We start from the raw sequence: 22,783 nt of genomic DNA on the forward strand, positions 1-22,783 counted from the left end.
TATTAAACCAGAATTGATCAACACCCATTTGACACCCGCATTAACAGACAAGCCCCTCAGGTGGAAGCCTGGGGGGCTTGTCATAAGTTTCACCGCGAATGAAACGCTATCCGGTCAGGCTTCTGCGCGCATATGCGGGAACAGGATCACATCACGGATACTTGGGCTATCGGTGATCATCATGACTAGGCGGTCGATCCCGATACCGCAGCCGCCGGTCGGAGGCATACCGTATTCCAGCGCGCGGATGAAGTCAGCGTCGTAGTACATCGCCTCCTGGTCACCCGCCTCTTTTGCCTTCATTTGTGCATGGAAGCGTGCCGCCTGGTCTTCTGCATCATTCAGCTCACTGAAACCATTGGCAATTTCACGGCCGGTCACAAACAACTCGAAGCGCTCGGTGATTTCAGGGTTGGCGTCAGAAGCACGCGCCAAAGGCGAGACCTCAACCGGGTAATCAATAATATAAGTCGGGTTCCACAACTGTGACTCTGCCGTTTCTTCAAACAGCGCCAATTGCAGGGCGCCCAAACCTGCATGGTCAAACGGCTTGGTACCGAACTTCAGGATTTCAGCACGCAGGAAAGCGGCATCATGCAACTGCTCCAGCGTATAGTGCGGTGCATATTTCTGGATCGCGCCAACAATGGTCAGGCGCTCGAACGGTTTACTCAAATCCAGCTCACGGCCCTGATATTCAAGCACGGCTGAGCCTGTTGCGGCAATCGCTGCTGCACGGATACAGCGTTCGGTGAAATCCATCAGCCACAGGTAATCGGTATAAGCCGCATAAAACTCCATCATCGTGAATTCAGGGTTATGGCGCACGCTTAAACCTTCGTTACGGAAATTGCGGTTGACTTCAAACACACGGTCAAAACCACCAACGACCAGGCGTTTCAGGTACAGTTCAGGCGCGATACGCATGTACATCTGCATATCCAGGGCATTATGATGCGTGATGAAAGGTTTAGCCGAAGCGCCGCCTGGAATCGGGTGCAGCATCGGCGTTTCGACTTCCAGGAACTGGTTCTCTATCATGAAACTGCGAATTGCCGAAACCACCTTGCTGCGCGCTACAAAAGTCGCACGCGTTTCTTCGGATACAATCAGATCGACATAGCGCTGGCGGTATTTCACTTCCTGGTCCTGCAGGCCATGGAATTTTTCCGGCAACGGACGCAATGATTTAGTCAGCAGGCGCAGTTCCGATACCTTGACTGACAATTCACCGGTTTTGGTTTTAAACAAAACGCCATGAGCGGCAACAATATCGCCCAAATCCCAATGCTTGAATGCATCGTAAATGGCTTCGCTATCAGCAGAGGTCAGGTTATCTTTGGATATGAACAACTGGATACGGCCAGTACTATCCTGCACCGTAGCAAAGCTGGCCTTGCCCATCACACGCTTTAGCATCATGCGGCCGGCGATGCTGACGCGCACCGCCTTGGGGTCCAGCACTTCGTTATCAAAACCGCCAAACTCGGCATGCAGTTCCGCTGCCTTATGCTCTGGTTTGAAGTCATTTGGGAATGCAGCGCCGCCATTGGCTTTTGCCGTTTCACGGATCGCCTTTAATTTTTCACGGCGTTCGGCAATGACATGGTTCTCGTCCTGCTGGACCACTTCGCTATTCTGCTGATTATTTTCCGTATTACTCACACTCATACCCCCTGCTTCAAACTTTCTGTAATAAATGGATCAAGGTCGCCATCCAGCACCCCTTGCGTATTGCCTATTTCCACACCGGTCCGCAAGTCCTTGATCCTTGACTGGTCAAGCACATAAGATCGAATCTGATGCCCCCAGCCGATATCGGTTTTGGCATCTTCCAACGCCTGTTTTTCCTGATTACGCTTGTTCAGTTCCAGGTTATAGAGCGCGCCTCGCAGCATGCTCATCGCCTCATCCTTATTTCGATGCTGCGAACGGTCGTTCTGGCACTGCACGACAACACCGGTAGGAATATGCGTAATACGCACGGCGGAGTCGGTCTTGTTAATATGCTGCCCGCCCGCACCGCTGGCACGATAAGTGTCGATACGCAGGTCGGCAGGGTTGATGTCAATCTGAATCGATTCATCCACTTCCGGGAAAACCTGCACGCTGGCGAAACTGGTATGGCGTTTGGCATTGGAATCGAACGGTGATTTGCGCACCAGCCGATGCACACCGTTCTCGGTTCTCAAGGTGCCATAGGCATAATCACCGCTTACTTTGATAGATGCGCCCTTGATACCGGCCACATCTCCTTCGGACTCTTCCAGCACTTCGACTTTAAAGCCCTTACGCTCACAATAACGCAAATACATACGCAGCAGCATATTGGCCCAATCCTGCGCTTCGGTGCCACCGCTGCCGGATTGGAACTCGACAAAGCAATTCGCGGCATCCAGCTCGCCCGAAAACATGCGCCTGAACTCCATTTCCGCTATCTTTTTTTCCAGCGCCTCGGAATCTGCTGCGATACTTAATAAAGTATCATCATCATTCTCCTCACGCGCCATTTCAAACAGCTCCTGCGCATCGTTAAGGCCGGTTTCAACACTCAACAGGGTGTTGACGACTGATTCCAGCTCACGCTTTTCTTTACCCAGCTTCTGGCTTTTGGCATTGTCATCCCAGATTTTCGGGTCTTCGAGCAGGCCATTTACTTCTTCCAGGCGCTGACTTTTGCTTTCAAAGTCAAAGATACCCCCGTAGGGCTTTGTTGCGCTCAACCAGATCGCTTAAGCGATTGGCGATAATATTGAGTTGTTCCGCTTCCATGACGCACACTTATTACAAAAAACGGAATTATACAGGAACTAATCTTGCTTATATTAACTTGCTGTTATTACAGTGACACTTGCTTGGTGCCGATATATCAAAACATTAAATACTGCCATCCGAATGAGAGTACTCGCCACAACTGCCGACTTCGTTATGCAAGAAATTCAATCCAATTGCCGTTAATACAAGTTCAAACTTCGATTGCAGATTGATTTTGCATAACTTCATTTATTCTGGCCTGCACTACAACCAGTTGTTGCTGATCCAAACCTAAATCATGCAGATTTAGCAGGTCTGAGCTTAGCTGCGGGACTCCCTCCTGATTTGATACACTACTGCCATGAGAATCATTGATGCTGGGCATATCATTGATAGACACGCTTTCACCTCCATTACTTTGCTTTAATACAGCTATTTGATTGGATGAATTTATCTGCTCAACATCATTCATCACCCTATCAGAACGGCCATCCGGAGCTGGCTGCTTACCCTTGAAATTAATTAAACAATGCGGGCCAGAGTCTATAATGTCAAAATCCCCAACCATGTATTGATACCCACGTTTTTCAAGAAACTTCTCAATTTGCTCATTGTAGCTGGCAGAGAATACGTTGCCATTCACCGTAACCAAATTGGTATCGGTATGAGGCGTACCGGTCGCCTTTAGCCCGCCTTTCTATTATTTCTGCCACTTCCGGTGTCGTGGCAGAAGGAATCAGAATCACCCCCCCGTCGGGCAATACCGACATGAATGTATCTAAATGATAATAATCGTCTGGCATCTCGTTTCCATGGAATCCTGTTTTTGGAACAACAATAAGATTCATGTTTAGTTCTTTTGCCAAATTAGTTGCTGCCTTCTCTTGCTCGCAAAGAATTGGAAATTCTGGATGACTTGAATGTGGAAGATCCACATAAACTCCAACATAAACGGTATTTGATTTAGGGTCTTGGAGTACATCTCCTCCTTCAAGAAACCCATCTGTCACTACAGAAAAAATTCCTTGTTTTGTAAAATCTTTCTTCATTGCTTCTTGAACGCCAGATGAGCGTACCTCAACCTCAGTTTTCATGTCGCCTTGGGGATAAATTTGCGCACCATTAGGCGTCGCGACATAACGGTCTCTTGGCCATATCGTGCCGTGCAGACCACTAGTGCCATCACCCACAACTGTCACATGCGCACCGGAAGCTTGCAATTGCGCATTAAGTGTATACCACCTCAGTTGATCACCAATCGCATATCCATTGGACTCGCCCATTACTACTTCAGGATGGCTGGTTTGCTGTGTTGTCTCTTTAATCCGTTCAATAATGGCATTTTGCTCGGCAATATACTCTGTTATTTTTTTCGACAGTTCCCCAAAATGCTGTTGAGGATTGATGGTTTTACCATCTAGCTGTCCAGTTTCCGCCAATACAAGATGCCCGTTTTTACTGTCTATGCTTATCCAACTGGCAATCGCTGAACTCCCTGAATACTCATACATCAACTTAGTAATTTCATTCAACTTGGATTGAGAACCCATCTCTTCTACAGCCATAACGCGCCTCACTATTTACTGGTAAGTAAAAAATATTACATGGGAAATATTACCATATAATATTGGTTAGCTATAAATGAGATAGTTACGCAGAATCATTCGTCTGGCCGATACCAAAATTAGACTATTATCCGCCATGCCAGTTGGAGCTAAAATCTACCCCCTCGCATCATTGCAAGGTGCGAGCCCGTGGCAATCCAGCACGATGGAAACTATATCGGGTGAATAAGGCGCAATAACCTTAGCATTGCCATTTACTTCACTAAACTATGATCTTCACAAACCATAGCCATGCCGCTTTTTTCTCTGGCGTCTATTTCCCGCTTAAAACTGCCATCAGCCAGTTGTGAGGCTAACTTTGCTTTCACCCATGAAAGCTCCAGTTCAGACTGTGAATTGATGCCTTGGCTAGTATGATCGGCGTGCTGGTGATAATTATTGAAATTATTGTAATAAACAACTTCTTTGACATAATTTAGCACTTGAATTGCCTTGCTACCGGTAGCTTGATCTACCATTTTCAATGCCTCGTCAAAAGCTTTATTCGCGCTTGACCGTGCATCCAACATTAAATTTTTCTTGGCGTTTATAGTATCTGCCATCTTTATACTACCAGCTTCTTTTAATGCATCAGTATTCACGTAAAAGATTGTCTCTTTTTTTAACATAAACTTGGTGTCATCTTCAGCTGGTGTGCCTTCCAAACAGCCGCCCACTAACTGCCTCTTACCTGCATCCAATACATCACTAATCTTAGCTTCAAGCCCTGCTTGAACTTCACCTAAAATAATAGTACCTGGCCCTATGATTTTCTCTTCATTATCCATCGTGTTACCCCTCTATTAATTTGTATCACTTGATCTAAATTCTTAATCAATTACAAACACATTACTTTTCAATTAAGCGACAGTTCCTGACGAGGCGTGACTTGCATATCATTTTTAGTGGCATTTCGTGCTTCATAATTTGCAACCACGCCTTGCAACTCGTTTGCACCCAGGGCTTTAGATAAATTATTTATCGCGATGTCCAGGGCGCGGTCATCACTTGCATCGATTACGCCATCTTTAGTCACATGTCGATAAAGTTGCGAGAAACTATCCACCGCTGCTTTTAACGCCACAGGTTTATGTTCTGGCATATTAATGTTAACGTCACCAGTTTCTCGAATATAGGCGGCTGTCTTGACAAACTCCTCTTGAGGCGTGAGAGATACTGGCATGCCTAGAGCTTTTTGCACTGCATTAAGTTTTTCATTCGCCGCTACCGCAACATTTTTAACCGCTTCAATACCTGAGACACCGAAAGCTTCAACAAAACCCGGCGCCACATCAGTAGGTTTACCCGTTACAAATGCAACCAGTCTTTGCGCATACCGGTTAACCTCGCCAACTGGCGTCCAATCCAGCAATCGTGCAACAGCTTCATTGGGCTTATCTTCTTGCTGCGCCTTTACGAAACTTACTATTGGAGCAATATCCGTTGCGGTATTCCCAGCCACTTTCATAAATACATGTGCTTTTTCTTCACTATCGCCATTAGTCGCGTAAGCACTTGCTGCACCAGAAGCTAATGCCAAACCAGAACCAATCAACAAACCAATTCCACCTTTACCAGCACCAGTTGCACGTGCGGACGCTGCTCTCGCCAGTTCCACATCTGTAATTGGAGTGCTGTATCCATTAAGATTAAGCTGCTGATTTGATATGCGCGTTACTGTTGGATTTGCCGCAGAAGCGTTAGCCATGCTTGTGCTTGCGGTTCTTTTTACATCGGCATCCGTGATTGGTGTGCTGTATGGTGTTAGATTTATTGGTTTATTAACATTGTTGCCTGCGTTTGCATCTCGCATATCCAAAACATCCGGCATTTCATTCGCGGGGAAAAACTGTGTTGGGTAATCCACCTTTTTTTGTATGACAATGTTACGCGCATCCGCTGAACGTAAACCTTCAATGAACGGATGGCGGGATTTAGATAACTCTTCACGAGTTTTACCAGTAATATGATCAAGCGCTGATCTCTCGCCCTGCAATGAAACATCAGGAGCTGTCATTGCCCGAATATTTCCCTGTGCATATTTCTCAAGGTTTTCAGGTGTCCAGGCATTACCCTGATGTACCTGTTGCGCATCACCGACTGCTTGCAACATCTTGTTAAAATCAGCCACTGGAACCCGATGCTGAAACTTTTCAACGGTTGTTTGAATAATGTCATCCATTGACAACGTGAGCCGAGCGCCACGACCATCAAACTCCACCAACTCATTGCTAGGCTTAAAGATAATAGTATTGCCACGCCCTTGTTCGAGGGCAAATCTTGAATTAGCAGAATAATGATCGACAATTAACGACTTCAAATTTTCTACATCAACATTGCCCACCAACCCACCACTGACGTTCACGTTAAAATCGTTCGCACTCAACAGATAAATCTTGCCGGTAGCTCGTTCAGTGGCGGCCTGCATTGCCTCTATCAAATTCACTTTTGCGTCAATCAACTGCTCTGCTGTAAGCATTTGGCCATCAACATGCACACCTAAATTCTTAGCGGTTTCAGCGGCAAGCTTCAGGTCTATATTGTTTTGAGGCTGATGATTGTACTTATCCAGCAATGACTGCGCCTCACGATAAAGGTCTGGTTGATAAATTCGCAGGTAATGCTCCCCATGCCTATTGCCGGCCAAATCCTCTAAACTGAATTCGGCTACTAATCTATTCTCGTCCATAGCAGCTTGGCGAAAACTATCGCTGGTATGAATAAAAACTGGCGATCTAACTTCACCTCTAGCGTATGGCGTTTGCAGTGTGTCTCTAGGTGTCGTCATTAGTAAATTAGCGACGACTGCCGGATTGACACCGGTAGATGGTACGGTTGCACTCATGATGCATCTCCTTTAACAAATGATTTACGCAACCCACCTATAGATTATTTACTTACTTCTACCTAGAGCAGGGCGTTTAACCATCTATTGCAATCGCCATGCCATTTTATATTTTTTATTGTAACCAATTGAAAAACAAGATAATTAATTAAAATAGCAGCTATACAAAATATGTAGGTTATGCAACAACCTTGTCTCAATCACTTCATTGTTATGTAGGCTTTGTTACACACTTGCATTTTATGCAATGATTAAAATGTGATTCTTGTTATTCATAGCCACCTTCGATGCTGCAATTTACATGATTGATCAAACCTCAAGCCGCGGCATATATATTGCTTAAATAAACCAATACAATTACTTGCAAGGTCAATCGAAATGTTTTACCCATCGCCTGGTTTCAACCATATCGCGTTGATAACTATCTATGAAATAAGCAAGATACTGAGTACTTCACTTGCGCTGGATAAAACCTTGAGGCAAACGCTTAATCTAATCGCCGCCCATTTAAATATGACTCGCGGCATGGTGTGCCTGATTCAGGCCTCCGGGCAATTGGCTACAGTTGCCTCTACCGGTTTAACTCGCGAAGAAATGCAACGTGGTGAATTCAAGATGGGCGAAGGCATTACCGGAAAAATATTTCAGCATGCGATACCAGCAGTCATTCCCGACGTTGCTAATGAACCCTTGTTTCTGAACAAAACTGGTGCATTCAGGCAACTGGAAGGCAAATCTATCGCTTTTTTAGGCGTACCCATTAAAGTCGGCACAGAGTGCATTGGCGTACTCTCTTTTCAGTATGAAAAAGGAGAAGTTTGTAAGGAGTTTCAACCCAAACTTCAATTATTGATCATGGCTGCCAATCTAATAGGCCAGACTGTACGCCTTAATCAAAAAATCACGACCGAGCGGCATCAACTGATGCAGGAAAAATACCGCCTGCAAAAAGACCTTGCAAACAAATACAGCCTGGATGGTGTCATTGGTCAATCAAAACGCATGCAGGAAGTATTTACTGATGTACACATGGCAGCGCCCGGCAATAACACCATATTGCTGCGCGGGGAATCAGGTACCGGCAAGGAAGTAATTGCACGTTCAATTCATTTTCTATCTCCGCGTAAGAATAAGCCATTCATCAAACTAAACTGCGCGGCACTTACCGAAAGTCTGCTGGAATCAGAATTGTTTGGGCATGAGAAAGGCGCGTTTACCGGAGCGCTGCATCACAGAAAAGGACGTTTTGAACAAGCGCATGGCGGTACATTATTTCTGGATGAAATCGGTGATATATCCCCTGCTTTTCAAGTAAAACTACTGCGCGTGTTGCAGGAACGTGAATTTGAACGTGTAGGTGGCAATGATGCGATTAAGATAGATGTTCGCCTGATTTGTGCGACCAACCGCGATCTGGAGCAAGCGGTCAGTAGCGGTGGGTTTCGTTCAGACCTGTATTTTCGTATCAATGTAATTTCAATTTACCTGCCCCCACTCCGTGAGCGGCAAGAAGACATTCCGTTGCTGGTTGAAAATACACTGGCACGTTTCAATAAAGAAAATAACGTAAAAATTGAAATCACGCCTCAAGCACTACATATACTCATGAACTGTCAATGGCCTGGCAATGTACGCGAACTGGAAAACTGCGTGGCACGTTTTTGCACCTTATCCCATAGCAATCTAATTCAAGCTTCAGATATCCCATGCCAAGCCAACAATTGCCCGTCTTCAATACTTTGGAAACATCAGCCATATCCAATAACCACTGCGGCATTACATAGCACAGATCCTATACAACAGCACAGTATTACAAGCAATGAGGTACAAAACAGCCTGCCTGTAAACGAACGGCAGCGCATGATTAACGCAATGGAAAAAAGTGGCTGGGTTCAGGCAAAAGCGGCTCGCTCACTAAACCTGACACCTCGCCAAATGGGATACGCACTTAAAAAATACAAAATTGATATTAAAAAATTATAAAATACATTAACGCATCAAGATTTTTACGATGCTAACCCACTAGTCCACCATCTTCTTTGGTAAAAATGCCTATGTCCGGATTCTCCAGGATTGTCAGCACCAGTTCAGACGGGCGGCATAATTTAGCGCCTTTGGCTGTAACGACAATCGGGCGGTTGATCAACACAGGATGCTGCATCATGGCGTCGATCAAAGCGTTTTCAGTCAAACTCAAATCGTGCAACCCAAGTTCCTGGTAAGGCGCAGCTTTTTCACGCAGGATGTCGCGCGCCGTGCATCCCATCATCGAGATCAATTCCAGCAAGCGCTCACGGCTTGGCGGGGTTTTGAGGTATTCAATGACCTCCGGTTCGATACCGCTGGCACGTATCATGGCAAGCGTGTTGCGTGACGTGCCGCAGGCAGGGTTATGGTAGATCACGGTATTGCTCATAATTTTGTCCTTTTCTGATTGCTTGAACAGCAAAATTCCGTACGGATTTTAACCTCAAAAAAACAACACAACTGCAAATAAGTTCAATTAATCAGCAATAATCACTCGCAGATTTAACCTTGGGCGGTTAAACTTACGAAAATTTTTATTTGCAATAAATCTGTAACAATTAGGGAGATTCCGCATCATGGCGAATGCAACACTGGGCCGATTAATGGCAATGATTTCACCGCGCAATGACAATTACTTTGTGCTATTCAACAGTCTGGCAGACTGTGTCGTAAGAGGCTCAAAAGTATTAGCCATGATGTCAGCCGTAAAAGATCCTACAAAGTTCGATGAGCATTTTGCCGAACTCCGCAAGATCGAATCGGAAGCCGATGAATACACACGTGAGATCCTGCTCTCCCTGCACAAAACCTTCATCACGCCGTTTGACCGCCGCGAGATCCGTGAACTGGCCATGGCGCTGGATGACATCATTGACTATATGGAAGACATTCCGCAAAGTGCGAAAATCTACGGTGAATCTGCATTTACGCCGGAAATGGTTGCGCTTAGCCAGATTCTGCTGCGCGCTTCAGAAAAAGTACGTGAAGCCGTGAGCATGCTGTCCGACATGAAAAATTCCGAAAAAATCCTGCGCACCTGTGCCGAGATCAGCGGCATCGAAGGCGAAGCCGACCACGTAATGCGCGCCGGCATGCACCGCCTGTTTGCTGAGGAATCTGACGCACGCACCTTGATCCGCTCAAAAGAGCTTTACGATATTTTCGAAGAGGCTGTCGACAGCTGTGAAGACGTTGCAGACGTCATTCACGGTGTAGTGTTAGAGCGTATTTAAGGGGTAATCATGGATCACGCTATTCTAATTATGGCGTTGCTTGTCATCGTCGCCCTCATATTCGATTTTATGAACGGCTTTCACGATGCAGCCAACTCTATTGCGCTGATGGTTTCAACGCGCCTGCTTACCCCGCAAGCCGCGGTGGCATGGGCCGCTTTTTTTAACTTCATTGCGTTTTTATTCTTTGGCCTGCATGTCGCCGACACCGTTGGCAAAGGCATTATCGACCCAGACATTGTTAACAACGCCGTGATATTCGGCGCACTCAGCGGCGCCATTGCCTGGAACGTGATCACCTGGTGGTTCGGTATTCCGTCATCCTCATCCCACGCCCTTATCGGCGGCTTGCTTGGCGCAGGTGTCGCACATGCGGGCACCAAAGGCATTATCATCGGCAGCAAACTGATCACCACCGGGGTCGCGATCGTACTCTCCCCTTTATTCGGCATGCTGCTGGCGATGATACTGTCCGTCATCGTGCTGTGGCTATTTCAAAGATCATCACCTTATAAAACCGAGAACCGGTTTAATAAAATGCAGTTTATTTCGTCCTCTCTGTTCAGCCTGGGCCATGGCGCCAACGATGCGCAGAAAACCATGGGTATCATTACCGTGCTGCTGTTTGCCAACGGCTACCTGCAAGGTGATTTCCATGTACCGTTCTGGGTTGTCATTTCATGCCAGCTGGCGATGGGCCTGGGTACGCTGATGGGTGGCTGGCGCATTGTGCGTACCATGGGCATGGGCATTACCAAAGTGCGTCCGACCGGTGCATTCTGTGCCCAGACTTCAGGTTCGATTGCGTTATTCCTGGCAACTTCGCTTGGCATCCCGGTATCAACCACGCACACGATCACTGGCGCAATTGTTGGTGTGGGCGTATCGCGCCGCGCTTCCGCAGTGCGCTGGGGCCTGGCTTCACGCATTGTATGGGCGTGGGTGCTGACGATTCCATGTGCAGGCCTGATAGCAGCGATGTCTTACCATCTGGGACGTACTTTCCTGTAAATCACACCCGGCGCAGACCGGCCTGACTCGAGTCGGGTCCTGGTTTTTAAAGCCGATCCAGACAGGGGCTCTTCATGAGCCCCTTTATTTTTTTCTAATTCAGAATTTGTCATCAATTTGTCATATTCCATTCATAAAATGGCATTCAGTTTTATAACGTACTGAATATCAACAAGGAGCATGGAATGCGGTCTACCCTATTAAAAGCATTAACAATTGCAGGCGTATTAAGCACTACATTGTCAGTAGCCAATACAGCATTTGCAGCAGAGAAAATCATCAAAATTGACGGTTCAAGTACTGTCTACCCAATTACTGAAGCTGTAGCCGAAGAGTTCCAGAAAGCGCAAAAAGTTAAAGTGACCGTTGGCGAATCAGGTACCGGCGGCGGCTTCAAAAAATTCTGCCGCGGCGAAACTGATATCTCAAATGCATCACGCCCAATCGCCCAGAAAGAAATAGACGCATGTAAAGAAGCCGGCATCCAGTTTATTGAACTGCCTATCGCTTTTGACGCGCTGACCGTAGTTGTAAACGCAAAAAATGACTGGGTTAAAAGCCTGACTGTAGATGAATTGAAAAAAATCTGGCAACCGGGTTCAAACGTAAAGAGCTGGAAACAGGTCAACAGCGCATATCCTGACAAGCCAATGGGTTTATATGGCCCAGGTACGGCATCAGGTACTTTTGACTACTTTACTGAAGCCATCAATGGCAAATCAAAAGCCAGCCGTACAGACTACACGCCATCAGAAGATGACAACGTATTGGTACAAGGCGTTAGCGGCAACACCGGCGGCATGGCGTACTTCGGTTTAGCTTATTACGAAGAAAACAAAGATAAATTAAAAGCCGTTCCAGTTGCAGCCAAAGCAGGCGGCCCAGGTGTATTGCCTTCTGCAGCTACGGTAATGGATGGCACATACCAGCCGTTATCACGTCCGATCTTTATTTATGTGAACGCGACAGCCGCCGCTTTCAAACCGGAAGTAAAAGCATTCGTAAACTATTATCTTGAGCATGCTCCAGCGCTGGTCAAAGAAGTGAAATACGTACCGCTGACATCTGAAGATTACGTTGCGGTAAAAGATCACTTCAAGGCCATGAAACCAGGCACTGGTTTTGGCGGCAAGAACGAAGTGGGCATTAAAGTGAAAGACCTGATCAACAGAATCAAATAAGTCAAAACAGAGCCAAGGAGCAGCCGTTGCTGCTCCTGTTTCTTATTCAACGGCAATAAAATCCAGAAGCCGTTACAATAAAAAGTCTAAATTATGATAAGTGCAGCAAACAAAGTACCTAAAAATTACAGCGCGGCAGTGACCGAGTCGACTACGGTAAGCCCACGCCTGGCGAAGAATGTGCAGCGGCATTTCAAGGAACGCATTATTGAGTTTGTCCTGATGCTGGCCGCGCTATCTGCCGTTTTCACTACATTTGCGATTGTGGCGATTCTCTTATACGAATCATTAGGTTTTTTTAAGACAGTTTCGATTGTTGAGTTCTTTACTGCCAAAGAGTGGACCCCGCTGTTTGAAGATGCTCACTATGGCATCATGCCATTGGTAGCCGGCACACTGACCACATCTGCTGTAGCACTTGCTGTTGCAATACCAATCGGTACGGTTGCAGCGATTTACCTTTCAGAATTTGCTTCCCACCGTGCGCGTGAAATCGTGAAACCGATTCTGGAATTACTGGTTGGCGTGCCCACCATTGTATTCGGCTATTTCGCACTCTTGTTTGTGACACCGATTTTACAAAAACTCTACCCTGAACTACCGGGCTTCAACATGCTAAGCGCCGGTATTGTGATGGGGATCATGATCATCCCTTACATTGCATCAGTCGCAGAAGATGCGATGCGTGCAGTACCCATGAGCATGCGCGAAGGCTCTTATGCTATGGGTGCAACACGTTTCCAGACCGCCATTCGCGTAGTGACGCCGGCAGCGGTTTCAGGCATTGTTGCCGCATATATCCTGGGTATTTCACGTGCCGTGGGTGAAACCATGGTAGTGGCGGTAGCCGCCGGACAGCAGCCTAACCTGACTTTCGACCCGACAGAGGGTGCCGCAACCATTACCGCCTATATCGTACAGGTTGCAATGGGTGACTTGCCGCATGCAAGCATCGGCTACCAGAGTATTTTTGCAGCTGGACTGGTCTTATTTGCGATGACACTGGGCTTCAACATCCTCGGCCATATAGTGCGTAAAAAATACCGTGAGCAGTATTAATCCAGCAACACTAAACGGACATCAGATATGAATTCAAATACACCAAAAATAAAAGCCTCCGTGATTGAGAACCTGGGTGCTGTACGCGCGATGATCAAGCGCCATAAACGTAATGACATCCTGTTTGCCACCATCGGTCTAGTGGCCATCATGTTCGGATTGCTGGCTCTGCTCACGCTGTTTGTAGACCTGGTGATGGATGGCTACCCGCGTTTCAACCTGCAGTTCTTCAGTGATTTTCCATCGCGCCGCGCCGGTAGTGCAGGCTTGCTTTCTGCATGGGTAGGTTCACTGCTGGTCATGCTGGTTACTTTCCTGACGGCTGTTCCTGTCGGCGTTGCAGCAGGCCTCTATCTCGAAGAATACGCCCCCAAGAACTGGTTCTCAGACCTGATTGAAATCAATGTTTCCAACCTGGCCGGCGTACCATCGATTATTTACGGTTTACTCGCATTAGGCTTGTTTGTTTATGGCCTTAACCTGGGTCAAAGCATCCTGACTGCAGGTTTAACGCTGGGCTTGCTGATTCTGCCGATCGTCATCGTCTCGACACGCGAGGCAATCCGCTCGATTCCGGTAGCGATACGCGAGGCTGCCTATGCGGTAGGTGCAACGAAATGGCAGGTAGTAAAAGACCACGTCGTTAAATACTCACAGGGCGGCATACTGACCGGTGTCATCATCGGCATGTCGCGCGCACTGGGTGAAACAGCCCCTATCATTACCATCGGCGCACTCACATTTATTGCATTCCTGCCGCCTTCACCGGTAACGACTGAAGTGCCTTTCATTAACTTTGAATGGCTTAGTTCCAGCTTTACGGTGCTGCCGATCCAGATGTTCAACTGGCTGTCACGCCCTGACCATGCCTTCCACATCAATGCCGCAGCAACCGGTGCGATTATTATCATCGTCACATTGCTCATGAACGGCACAGCGATCTGGCTGCGTTACAAAATACGTAAAAACATTAAATGGTAATCAAGCACTTCGATTCCCGACATTAAAACAGCACATATAAAAATCGTAAATTTAGGAAACTACATGATCAACGCGATAACCCCGATTAAAGCTGAATCAAAAGATCTGAACTTTTATTACAGCAATGGTACGCAAGCTTTAAAAGGCATCAACATGCCGCTATACGAAAACAAGATTACGGCATTGATTGGTCCATCCGGCTGCGGAAAATCTACATTCCTGCGCTGCTTTAACCGTATGCATGATTTATATCCCGGCAACAAATACGACGGCCAGATCATCATGCACCCGGACAATACCAACATCCTGGAAAAAGGGGTGGACCCGATTGAGGTGCGCATGCGCATCAGTATGGTATTCCAGAAACCAAACCCGTTTCCGAAATCAATCTATGAGAACGTGGCCTATGGCTTGCGCGTGCGCGGTGAAAGCAACAAACGCCTGCTTGATGACAAAGTAGAAGAAGCCCTCAAAGGCGCCGCACTCTGGAATGAAGTAAAGGACCGCCTGCAGGATCTGGCATTCAACCTATCCGGCGGTCAGCAGCAGCGTTTATGTATCGCCCGCGCACTGGCAACCGACCCTGAAATCATGCTCTTTGATGAGCCAACCTCGGCATTGGATCCGATTGCCACTGCCAACATCGAAGAACTGATGAGTGAACTGCGCACCAAACTCACGATCCTGGTCGTCACTCACAACATGCAGCAGGCAGCCCGGATTTCAGATTACACAGCTTATATGTATCTTGGCGACCTGATTGAGTACGGCGATACCGATATGATTTTCACACGTCCAACCCGCAAAGAAACCGAAGATTACATTACCGGTAAATTTGGCTAACTCCCCTGACAGCCTGTTTACAAAGCCAGCAAAAAGCCAACCCAGCGTTGGCTTTTTTATTGGTAAACACCCCTCTATGCCATGATACGCTCAAGCCAAAACCCGGCTTGATTACGAAAAGTTTCAATCTATCCGCATGCATAAAAAACCGTTAAAAATACGGAAAAAACCTACTTTTTTGACTTCACCTATCATTACTGATAGTAAGGTTCCCGATACTTGCTAGAGGAGCCGTTTATAGGATAGAAGCGCTTGTTATGTACAATATCACCAGTCCCAGCAATCCAGATTCAGAAAGGAAATGGCCAAAATGTATATTGACACTAGATCCTCTTCAGCGATGACTGAAATCGAGCATTACCTCAAACCCATGGCACGGCAATGCATTAATTCCAGATTGGATTACCGCCAGATCTCCGAAATATTCAAAACGGTACTGGTTTCAATCGCAGAAAGTGAGTTCACCATTGCGGGGAAATCTCAAACCGATAGCCGCATCTCGCTGCTTACCGGGGTACACCGTAAAGATGTGCGGCGCCTGCTTAGCCAGGTTCAAAACAAAACACTTGCCCGCCAGCATGGCTTGATTACCCAAATCATTACAGTCTGGCTCGAAACGCCGGAACTCATCGGCAAGGACGGCACCCCAAAACCGATACCACGCCACCCGCAAAAAGGTTATGCAACGTCATTTACCGAGCTTGCCGAAACATTAACCCGTGACATTCATGTACGTGCCTTATGGGATGAATGCATCAATAGCGGCGTAGTAAGCTTGACGGATGATGGCATGGTGCATTTACTGGCAACGAATGACTATATGGCAAACCAGAATCTGCTGGTCAAGCGGAAAGAAGCGGCATAATGCTGAAACCTGCCAGCATCAAACCTGTTGAGGCTGTATTTTCAGTATACGCATGCCTTAAAATACATGCGTATACTGCAGGCTTAATACATCCACATCACTGTCATAACCACCGGCGAGACTTTGAGTGATGGCAGGCTGCGCCGGGACTACCGGGTGATTGAGGTTAAGTGACGCATCCTTAAGAAAAACATGTAAATAGCCAATATCCAGGCTATCCGAGGCACTGGCTTTAAAGTTTGCGCCTAATCCCAACACCCACCGGTTTTGATCAGGAACACGCGGCGTGCGAAACATTTCCGGCACCGGCGATTCATCATAAGCCACACCGAAACGCAATTTCCAGGCATCACTGTATAGATAAGTGGCACCTAAAGCATAGCGCCTGACATTGCGCCAGTGCTCGGCAGTCAGCCCCAGGAGCGCGCCGTCATTGCGTTCAACCCGTAACTCGTTAAATTGGCTCCAGCGTGTCCATAGCACATCGCCCATGATGCTCCAGCGATCGTTAAGCTGGTGCAGGACACTGATTAAAGCCGTTTCGGGCAAAGTGATATCAGCTTTAATCGCCCCATTAGCCAAGTCAGGCAAACCTGCCAATTCAGTCGGTACATTAGAAAACTCAGCATCGCCCTTCAAATGGTGGGCGACTTTGGACCGATAGGCAAGCCCAAGACGCGTCCCCGGCACAGGCTCAAGCAGCATACCAAGGTTATAGCCCCAGCTCCAGTCTTTACCCTTTAGCGCAAGATACCCATCACGCGCCTGAGGCGCAGCACAGCTGCCAACGCCTGCCATGGCACAGATAGAGCCAAAATCTACAGCATTGCTCAATTCTGCACCAATATACTGCGCATTCAATCCGAAGCCTAAAGAAAGCCTGTCGCTCACTTGCAAAGACACGGCGGGATTGATATTGATGGTTTTCAAACCGGACTTGATTGCCTCATAGCGCCCGACCCAGCGGCTATCGTATTCCGTTTTAAGGCCAAACGGAGAATGGACACCGAGCCCTGCTTTTACATGATCATTGACGTCGGCAGCCAGGTATAGATTCGGCACAAAAGCCAGGTCACCAGCATCTCCGCCCGAGCCACCGGACAAAAGAGGATCACCAACGCCTGCGCCGATGAGTGTTCTCGAGTCATGATCATGAAAATCAATAGAAGACCTGATTGCATATCCTGCCACCACAAGCTGGGTGCCACGTATCCGTGATAATCCGGCCGGATTAGAAAGAATCGTGCTGGCATCTTCCGCAGCCGTACCTGCACCCGCAAATGCATTGCCTATACTGCTGCCACTTTTTTCCGTCAGCGCAAAGCCGGCAGCATGTATGTCAGTGGAGATTGCAAACAAGACTCCCAGCAGTATCCGGGGAATATAGCCATACGGCTTCGCGGAATAACTTTGGTTATTCATGATGCTAATGGCTAAGCTGCCCGATCCATCTCACCAGGCTGGCAGGCGCATCTGTTGTCATGATAGGTTCAAGAGAAAACTGCACGCCTGTTTCCAGATTTTTAAGGCGCAATGTATACCTTGCGTCATGCAGCCAGATCAGAAACGCCAGCCATGATGCATGCTGTGTAGAAATTTCCGCATCGGTGCGTACTTCCAGAAACTCTGAAAAATTCTGCATATCACTAAAAGCGGCAATACCATTATCCGAGAGATGAACCTTATCCTTTAACACCTCTGCCAGCACCATGAGTGCGTCTGTTGCCTGGCTGCTGTGATGATTTTTTTTAATTTCCTCCAGGCGCGTTTTCACTGCATGGCCAAACTTCCCGCTGCGAATCGATTCCACACTCACAATGTCCGAATAATCCATTGCATGCCAATCAGGTTCGGTAGGCAAAGTAATCCCTTTCGCCTGAGCGGTCGACAGGTAAGCCTCTACAGGCAACGCATCCGTTGATGCCGCAAGGCTGGCACAAATTGAATATAAGGTGCCTATGCGGTTCGAAACAATGAGTTTCTTCCAAACCATCATTTTTTCACGCAGTAACTGTGCATGTTCCTTGCGCAAATTTGCCAGATCCAGCGCCTGTTTCAACTCCATGCGAATCGCGGATATCTCCCATGGTTTCTGAATATAACGATGAATCTGTCCCTGGTTAACGGCCTCGACGGTTTGCTCCAGCTCTGAATAAGCTGTAGTCAGAATGCGGACGATATGCGGATATTTTGTGCGTGCATAAAGCAACAGCTCATTACCATAACCACCTGGCATGCGCTGATCTGAAACCAATACCAGAAGTGTTGATGCATGTTCATCAAGCAAGCGCTTACCTTCTTCTACAGAACTGCCGGTCACCACCGGTGCAAGCGAATTGATCGCTCTCTGGAAATATTTAACGGCAGTTGCTTCGTCATCAACGAATAATATCTGCGGTGCAGTGATAGCTTGATTACTGATTGCTTGCTCCATTTTATTGCTCCATTTTTATTGATTTGAGTGCCATTAACATTTGCAGGGCATCAGATATTCAGTTTCAGGTCAGCCCGGATGGCTTTAATCTGCCTTTGGCAGCAGGAAATTCCAGCGTAATCACCGTTCCGGATTCGGGTGCAGATGAAATGGCGATCTTGCCGCCAAAAGAATGCATGACGCGCCGGCAGAAGACCATACCCCACCCCTTGCCACCAGAGTCTGCGTGCGTGGTAATCGGGGTTTCCATTAAATTCACCAATATCTCCGGCGATATACACGGGCCATTATTGCCAATACGAATCTGCGGACTGTCATCCACCAGGATACTGAAGATGACTTGCGGTGATGCATGCCCTTTCAGCGCTCGCAGGGCATTGCTCAAGATGCTGGACAAAACCAGTGCAACACAGTTGGGTAAGGCCGTCACCTTGAAATCCTGCTGGATATCAACATGGATTGCCGCGTGCTGCTCCGGCGTTAACGGATAAGAGTCAAGCAGGGACAGCACCATCTGGTGTGCCGTCATTTCACTATGAGAATTGAGGTGCGGATTGATACTGTGAATGGAATTCACAAACGACAGGAGCAAAGACAGGCAGTATTGCGCATTATCATTAATCGCCAAAGCCGCCTTGCAGATATCCGGCACCGACTGCTGAGACCGGCTTGCATCCGTCATGCGGCTTTGCATGCCTTGCGAGAAATTGACAATCGAGGCTAGCGGCGTATTGAGTTCATGCGCAAGGAAATTAAGGGTTTCATTCATGGCACTCAGCCTTTGCTGCCTTGTCGTACGCTCCCGTGATAATGCATAAGCCTGCCGCAATGTATTTTTGACATCATCCACATTCAGTGGCTTTTCCAGTATGCGGAACACCTCGCCCGAGTTGACGGTGTGCAGCAGCATTTCCCGGTCTGCATAGGCGGTCACCAGAATACGGATCACATGCGGAAACTCACGCTCTATCTGGCACAACAGATCACCGCCATCACGTCCCGGCATCCGGTAATCGGTGACCAATATGCCGATGCTCAAAGATTTATCGCGCAGTATTTCAACGGCCTCATCCGCACCGGAAGCGGTCAACACATCAAACTCAGTGCCTACTGAACGCAGAAAGTATTTTTGTGCCATGTGCTCATCATCTACGTACAAGATAGAGATGGCACTAAAATCGTAAGAAGTCGGCAACGCTTTCATTATGTTGCTCGCGGCAAATCAAAAATCATTCTTGTCCACTCACCCAAAGCACTCTCTGCGCGCAAGGTGCCTCCATGCCGGGCGATGACGCCATAGCTGATACTCAGCCCCAGCCCCAGCCCTTGCCCCACGGCTCTTGTCGTAAAGAATGGTTCGAATACGCGGGACAGGTTTTCAGGTGCAATACCGGGTCCATTATCCTGCACGGTCACACGCAGCCGGTCGGCATGCCATACGGCAGATACATGAATACCCGGCTGTGCGCGGTTGACCTTGCGCAGCGCAAGCGCGGCATTGCTGAACAAATTAATCAATACACCAACCACAGCCGCCTCATCGCCGTGCACAAGGCTATCCTGGGGAATGTCTCGCGTAATCGCAATACCCTTGGTCTCATGCCCTACCAGCCGCAGGGAGGAATTAACAGCCCGCTCCAGCATGAAATCAGCTTCACTGCGCTCAGCCTCACTTGGGCGATAAGCGAAAATCTTAAGATCGGAAACAATATGCTGAATACGCTGCATGCCGTGCTGCGCATCGACCAGGCACTCTTTAAGCGGCTCGTTGGTTTTAACCATGGGGTCTTCCATCGCCACCCCGACCGCCATCAGGCAGTAATTGACCGGGTTATTGACCTCATGCAGCAGGCCTGCGGCTAGTGTGCCGATAGACGCCATTTTTTCCTGCTGCAGCATCTGGCCTTTGATTTCAGCCAGGCTTTTGTTGGTTTCTTCTAGCTGGATGTTTTTTTCAGCAACTTCTGACTTAAGACGGAACAGTGTGAAACGAGAGCGCTCATTAAAATAGGAGCAGTAAGCTGCGATTGCAACTGACATGATTAAAAATATGGAATTAGTTCCAAATACACTTCCAATGCCACCCGAATGCAACACACAAGCTAAAAAGTAAAGTGAATATGTTGCCACACCTAAAATTACACTTTTCAAAATACCAAAGGTCATGACTATGCCGGAACCATATATCGCAAGGGTTAATGCAATGTAGTAGATTGAATTCTCTCCGTCAGCCATATAAATCATCCAGCAAATATGCATCTGGGGAAATAATAACCAAGTGAAAGCCAATTGCTGCCCCCTATTCTTGCCCCATCTGGTTCTAAGTAAACCAACCACACTGAAAATCAAAACAACACAGATAAACCGACCAACGACAAACAGAGTTAATAACTGTGGGTACAAGATATAATCAAGAACAACTCCGAACAAGATAAGGACAATTGCTGTATACGCCCCACCTTCACTACTTTGATATTGGTCATCTGCAAGAGCGGTTTTATACCCAACGTATAATTTCTTTTCTTTTGCGGAATCCCAATCCATCACGCAACAGTAGCCTCCGCAAAGACATTGACGCCAGTGGCATCCACATAAATTTTGTGTTCAGTGGAAGCTTCGGGAAGGAGCCGTTCCATCTGCGCCTCATCGCGGTAAATCAGATACCACTCCAGTAAATGCTCCATGCCATATTTGTCAGGATTGCTGGAATGCACATTTGTGATGAGCAACTGACCTTTGCTGCGCGTCCGGGCCGAGAAATGCAAAGTGAGCCTTGAACATACTTTGTCAGAGAAATAATCAAACAAACCGGCACAATAGGTGGCGTCATATTCCCTCACATCCTGCGCGCTCTTATCAACACTGCGCTTTAATAATTGATGTACAGATTCATGAATGTAATTAATGATGATTGACTTGCCTACTTTTGTTGCAATATCAGTAAGTATGCTGCGCGTCCGGGCTAAAGTTTCCTCGCTGAAGTCAACAAGATCAAAAGATAAGAACTCAGGATTAGGATGGCGCTGTAAAAAACGCTGGATTTCTATTGCAGGGCCGCAGCCAACATTCAATATACGGAATGGCCGGCCGGCTTTTTTAGCAGAGTCTGCTATACGTATTAGAAAATCCACCAATATATCAATGCGATTACAATGTGCAGCCGCTACCGCTGTTTTTAAAAATCCCGTATTCACAATCTGAAAATAAGTACTGGGACCTTCGCGTGAATCCCTCAACATTTGGTTAACCATCTCATAATCACCTGCATAGCCTAATGGTTTGGTAAATGAACGAAAAACAAATGGGGCCCTTAACAATAAAGGGTGTAAGGCGGCTTGCGCATATGCTCGGTGGGCGGGAGCCAACTCTGAATCAACTAGCGATGCCTCATTCATAAAATTGCCAAAATAAAACTTAAACTTATCCAGCAAGGGAATGGCTAGCTCATAAAAAACATCACTTCTGAGCTGACCATCATCCCTCGGCAAAGCTTCTGTCAAATCAACTTGCTCTACCCAGCGCGACACATCAGATAGATAAGCCCGAAATTCATTCACTGCTATCTGGTAATCACGCCGAATCTGAAAGCGTTCGCTCCAGTCCTGCACGAAGGCTTTGGCCTCCTCACCCACTGCACCCGGTGTGATCACCACGTCATACAAGTCCTGCCATTCATCGATCAGCGTCACAGACACAACGGCAGTCAGGCCGGTATTCACTAAGCTGATGACGACGGCTTTACCAAGATAGGCAACCTTGTTACCGATTCTGATCGTAAGCTCACCCAACACCTCACTGATTTGTACGATGGAATAAGGGTTATAAACCTCCATCACCAGCGATTTCCTCTGCAGCTTGACGATTGTGCCGCGCACGGATTCACCCACGGTATTCTTGAAGATGATCAATGGATCAATTTGTGATTGTGAGTACAAGTTAAGATGCC

20 protein-coding genes are annotated in these 22,783 nt (G+C 47.3%); 8 read left to right on the forward strand and 12 right to left on the reverse strand.

Features of this window, described 5'->3' with window-relative positions; genetic code table 11:
* Positions 1 to 114: 114 nt before the first annotated feature.
* From lysS to GQ51_RS05250, 6 genes are all read right to left on the reverse strand, one after another.
* Positions 115 to 1,671 carry a lysine--tRNA ligase gene (lysS, locus tag GQ51_RS05225; protein WP_047550670.1) on the reverse strand — a complete coding sequence of 519 codons (1,557 nt, stop codon included), beginning with the start codon at positions 1,669 to 1,671 and terminating at the stop codon, positions 115 to 117.
* A protein-coding gene (gene prfB / locus GQ51_RS05230) for a peptide chain release factor 2 (RefSeq protein WP_152604116.1) occupies positions 1,668 to 2,772 on the reverse strand; the annotation gives its coding sequence in 2 pieces (ribosomal slippage) (positions 1,668 to 2,690 and positions 2,692 to 2,772; 1,104 coding nt in all). The genes lysS and prfB overlap by 4 nt, the downstream gene beginning before the upstream one ends.
* A gap of 193 nt (positions 2,773 to 2,965) precedes the next feature.
* A complete protein-coding gene (locus tag GQ51_RS05235) occupies positions 2,966 to 3,397 on the reverse strand; it encodes a hypothetical protein (RefSeq protein WP_152604117.1) in 432 nt (143 codons plus the stop codon).
* Positions 3,363 to 4,319 carry a hypothetical protein gene (locus GQ51_RS05240; protein WP_047550676.1) on the reverse strand — a complete coding sequence of 319 codons (957 nt, stop codon included), beginning with the start codon at positions 4,317 to 4,319 and terminating at the stop codon, positions 3,363 to 3,365. The genes GQ51_RS05235 and GQ51_RS05240 overlap by 35 nt, the downstream gene beginning before the upstream one ends.
* A 254-nt stretch (positions 4,320 to 4,573) precedes the next feature.
* Positions 4,574 to 5,146 carry a hypothetical protein gene (locus tag GQ51_RS05245; RefSeq protein WP_047550679.1) on the reverse strand — a complete coding sequence of 191 codons (573 nt, stop codon included), beginning with the start codon at positions 5,144 to 5,146 and terminating at the stop codon, positions 4,574 to 4,576.
* A gap of 68 nt (positions 5,147 to 5,214) precedes the next feature.
* On the reverse strand, positions 5,215 to 7,203 hold the full coding sequence (locus tag GQ51_RS05250) for a hypothetical protein (protein WP_047550682.1): 1,989 nt from the start codon (positions 7,201 to 7,203) through the stop codon (positions 5,215 to 5,217).
* 378 nt (positions 7,204 to 7,581) lie between these two features.
* On the opposite strand from GQ51_RS05250, the gene nifA reads away from it, so the two are divergent.
* A complete protein-coding gene (gene nifA, locus GQ51_RS05255; RefSeq protein ID WP_047550685.1) occupies positions 7,582 to 9,186 on the forward strand; it encodes a nif-specific transcriptional activator NifA in 1,605 nt (534 codons plus the stop codon).
* Positions 9,187 to 9,217: 31 nt separating this feature from the next.
* Here nifA and arsC read toward each other — a convergent pair whose 3' ends face one another.
* Positions 9,218 to 9,619, reverse strand: a complete 402-nt coding sequence (arsC, locus tag GQ51_RS05260; protein ID WP_047553941.1) for an arsenate reductase (glutaredoxin) — start codon at positions 9,617 to 9,619, stop codon at positions 9,218 to 9,220.
* A gap of 187 nt (positions 9,620 to 9,806) precedes the next feature.
* Between arsC and GQ51_RS05265 the strand changes: the two genes are divergently transcribed.
* From GQ51_RS05265 to GQ51_RS05295, 7 genes are all read left to right on the forward strand, one after another.
* The gene (locus GQ51_RS05265; protein ID WP_052177712.1) at positions 9,807 to 10,463 is read left to right on the forward strand and encodes a DUF47 domain-containing protein; all 657 of its coding nucleotides are present in this window, start codon (positions 9,807 to 9,809) and stop codon (positions 10,461 to 10,463) included.
* A 9-nt stretch (positions 10,464 to 10,472) separates the two neighbouring features.
* Entirely contained in the window at positions 10,473 to 11,474 is a 1,002-nt protein-coding gene (locus GQ51_RS05270) for an inorganic phosphate transporter (RefSeq protein WP_047550691.1), read from the forward strand.
* A 185-nt stretch (positions 11,475 to 11,659) separates the two neighbouring features.
* On the forward strand, positions 11,660 to 12,655 hold the full coding sequence (locus GQ51_RS05275; RefSeq protein WP_047550694.1) for a PstS family phosphate ABC transporter substrate-binding protein: 996 nt from the start codon (positions 11,660 to 11,662) through the stop codon (positions 12,653 to 12,655).
* A 93-nt stretch (positions 12,656 to 12,748) separates the two neighbouring features.
* Entirely contained in the window at positions 12,749 to 13,714 is a 966-nt protein-coding gene (gene pstC / locus GQ51_RS05280; RefSeq protein WP_052177713.1) for a phosphate ABC transporter permease subunit PstC, read from the forward strand.
* A 27-nt stretch (positions 13,715 to 13,741) separates the two neighbouring features.
* Positions 13,742 to 14,695: a phosphate ABC transporter permease PstA gene (pstA, locus tag GQ51_RS05285; protein WP_047550697.1), complete on the forward strand. Its 954-nt coding sequence runs from the start codon at positions 13,742 to 13,744 to the stop codon at positions 14,693 to 14,695.
* 63 nt (positions 14,696 to 14,758) lie between these two features.
* Entirely contained in the window at positions 14,759 to 15,538 is a 780-nt protein-coding gene (pstB, locus tag GQ51_RS05290; RefSeq protein ID WP_047550700.1) for a phosphate ABC transporter ATP-binding protein PstB, read from the forward strand.
* A gap of 310 nt (positions 15,539 to 15,848) precedes the next feature.
* Positions 15,849 to 16,403 carry a DUF6502 family protein gene (locus tag GQ51_RS05295; protein ID WP_152604118.1) on the forward strand — a complete coding sequence of 185 codons (555 nt, stop codon included), beginning with the start codon at positions 15,849 to 15,851 and terminating at the stop codon, positions 16,401 to 16,403.
* Between the two features lie 57 nt (positions 16,404 to 16,460).
* Here GQ51_RS05295 and GQ51_RS05300 read toward each other — a convergent pair whose 3' ends face one another.
* The 5 genes from GQ51_RS05300 to GQ51_RS05320 all read right to left on the reverse strand — a co-directional run bounded on the left by GQ51_RS05300 (position 16,461) and on the right by GQ51_RS05320 (position 22,772).
* Positions 16,461 to 17,825: an OmpP1/FadL family transporter gene (locus GQ51_RS05300; protein ID WP_081987097.1), complete on the reverse strand. Its 1,365-nt coding sequence runs from the start codon at positions 17,823 to 17,825 to the stop codon at positions 16,461 to 16,463.
* Between the two features lie 4 nt (positions 17,826 to 17,829).
* The gene (locus GQ51_RS05305) at positions 17,830 to 18,837 is read right to left on the reverse strand and encodes a response regulator (RefSeq protein ID WP_052177716.1); all 1,008 of its coding nucleotides are present in this window, start codon (positions 18,835 to 18,837) and stop codon (positions 17,830 to 17,832) included.
* 64 nt (positions 18,838 to 18,901) lie between these two features.
* Positions 18,902 to 20,041 (reverse strand): hybrid sensor histidine kinase/response regulator, encoded by a 1,140-nt coding sequence (locus GQ51_RS05310; RefSeq protein ID WP_052177717.1) that lies wholly within the window; start codon positions 20,039 to 20,041, stop codon positions 18,902 to 18,904.
* Positions 20,041 to 21,381: a sensor histidine kinase gene (locus GQ51_RS05315; RefSeq protein ID WP_047550703.1), complete on the reverse strand. Its 1,341-nt coding sequence runs from the start codon at positions 21,379 to 21,381 to the stop codon at positions 20,041 to 20,043. Before GQ51_RS05315 ends, GQ51_RS05310 begins: the two co-directional genes overlap by 1 nt.
* Positions 21,381 to 22,772: a class I SAM-dependent methyltransferase gene (locus tag GQ51_RS05320; protein WP_047550706.1), complete on the reverse strand. Its 1,392-nt coding sequence runs from the start codon at positions 22,770 to 22,772 to the stop codon at positions 21,381 to 21,383. Before GQ51_RS05320 ends, GQ51_RS05315 begins: the two co-directional genes overlap by 1 nt.
* Between the last annotated feature and the right edge of the window lie 11 nt (positions 22,773 to 22,783).

The organism is Methylotenera sp. G11, from assembly GCF_000799735.1.
Lineage (GTDB): Bacteria > Pseudomonadota > Gammaproteobacteria > Burkholderiales > Methylophilaceae > Methylotenera.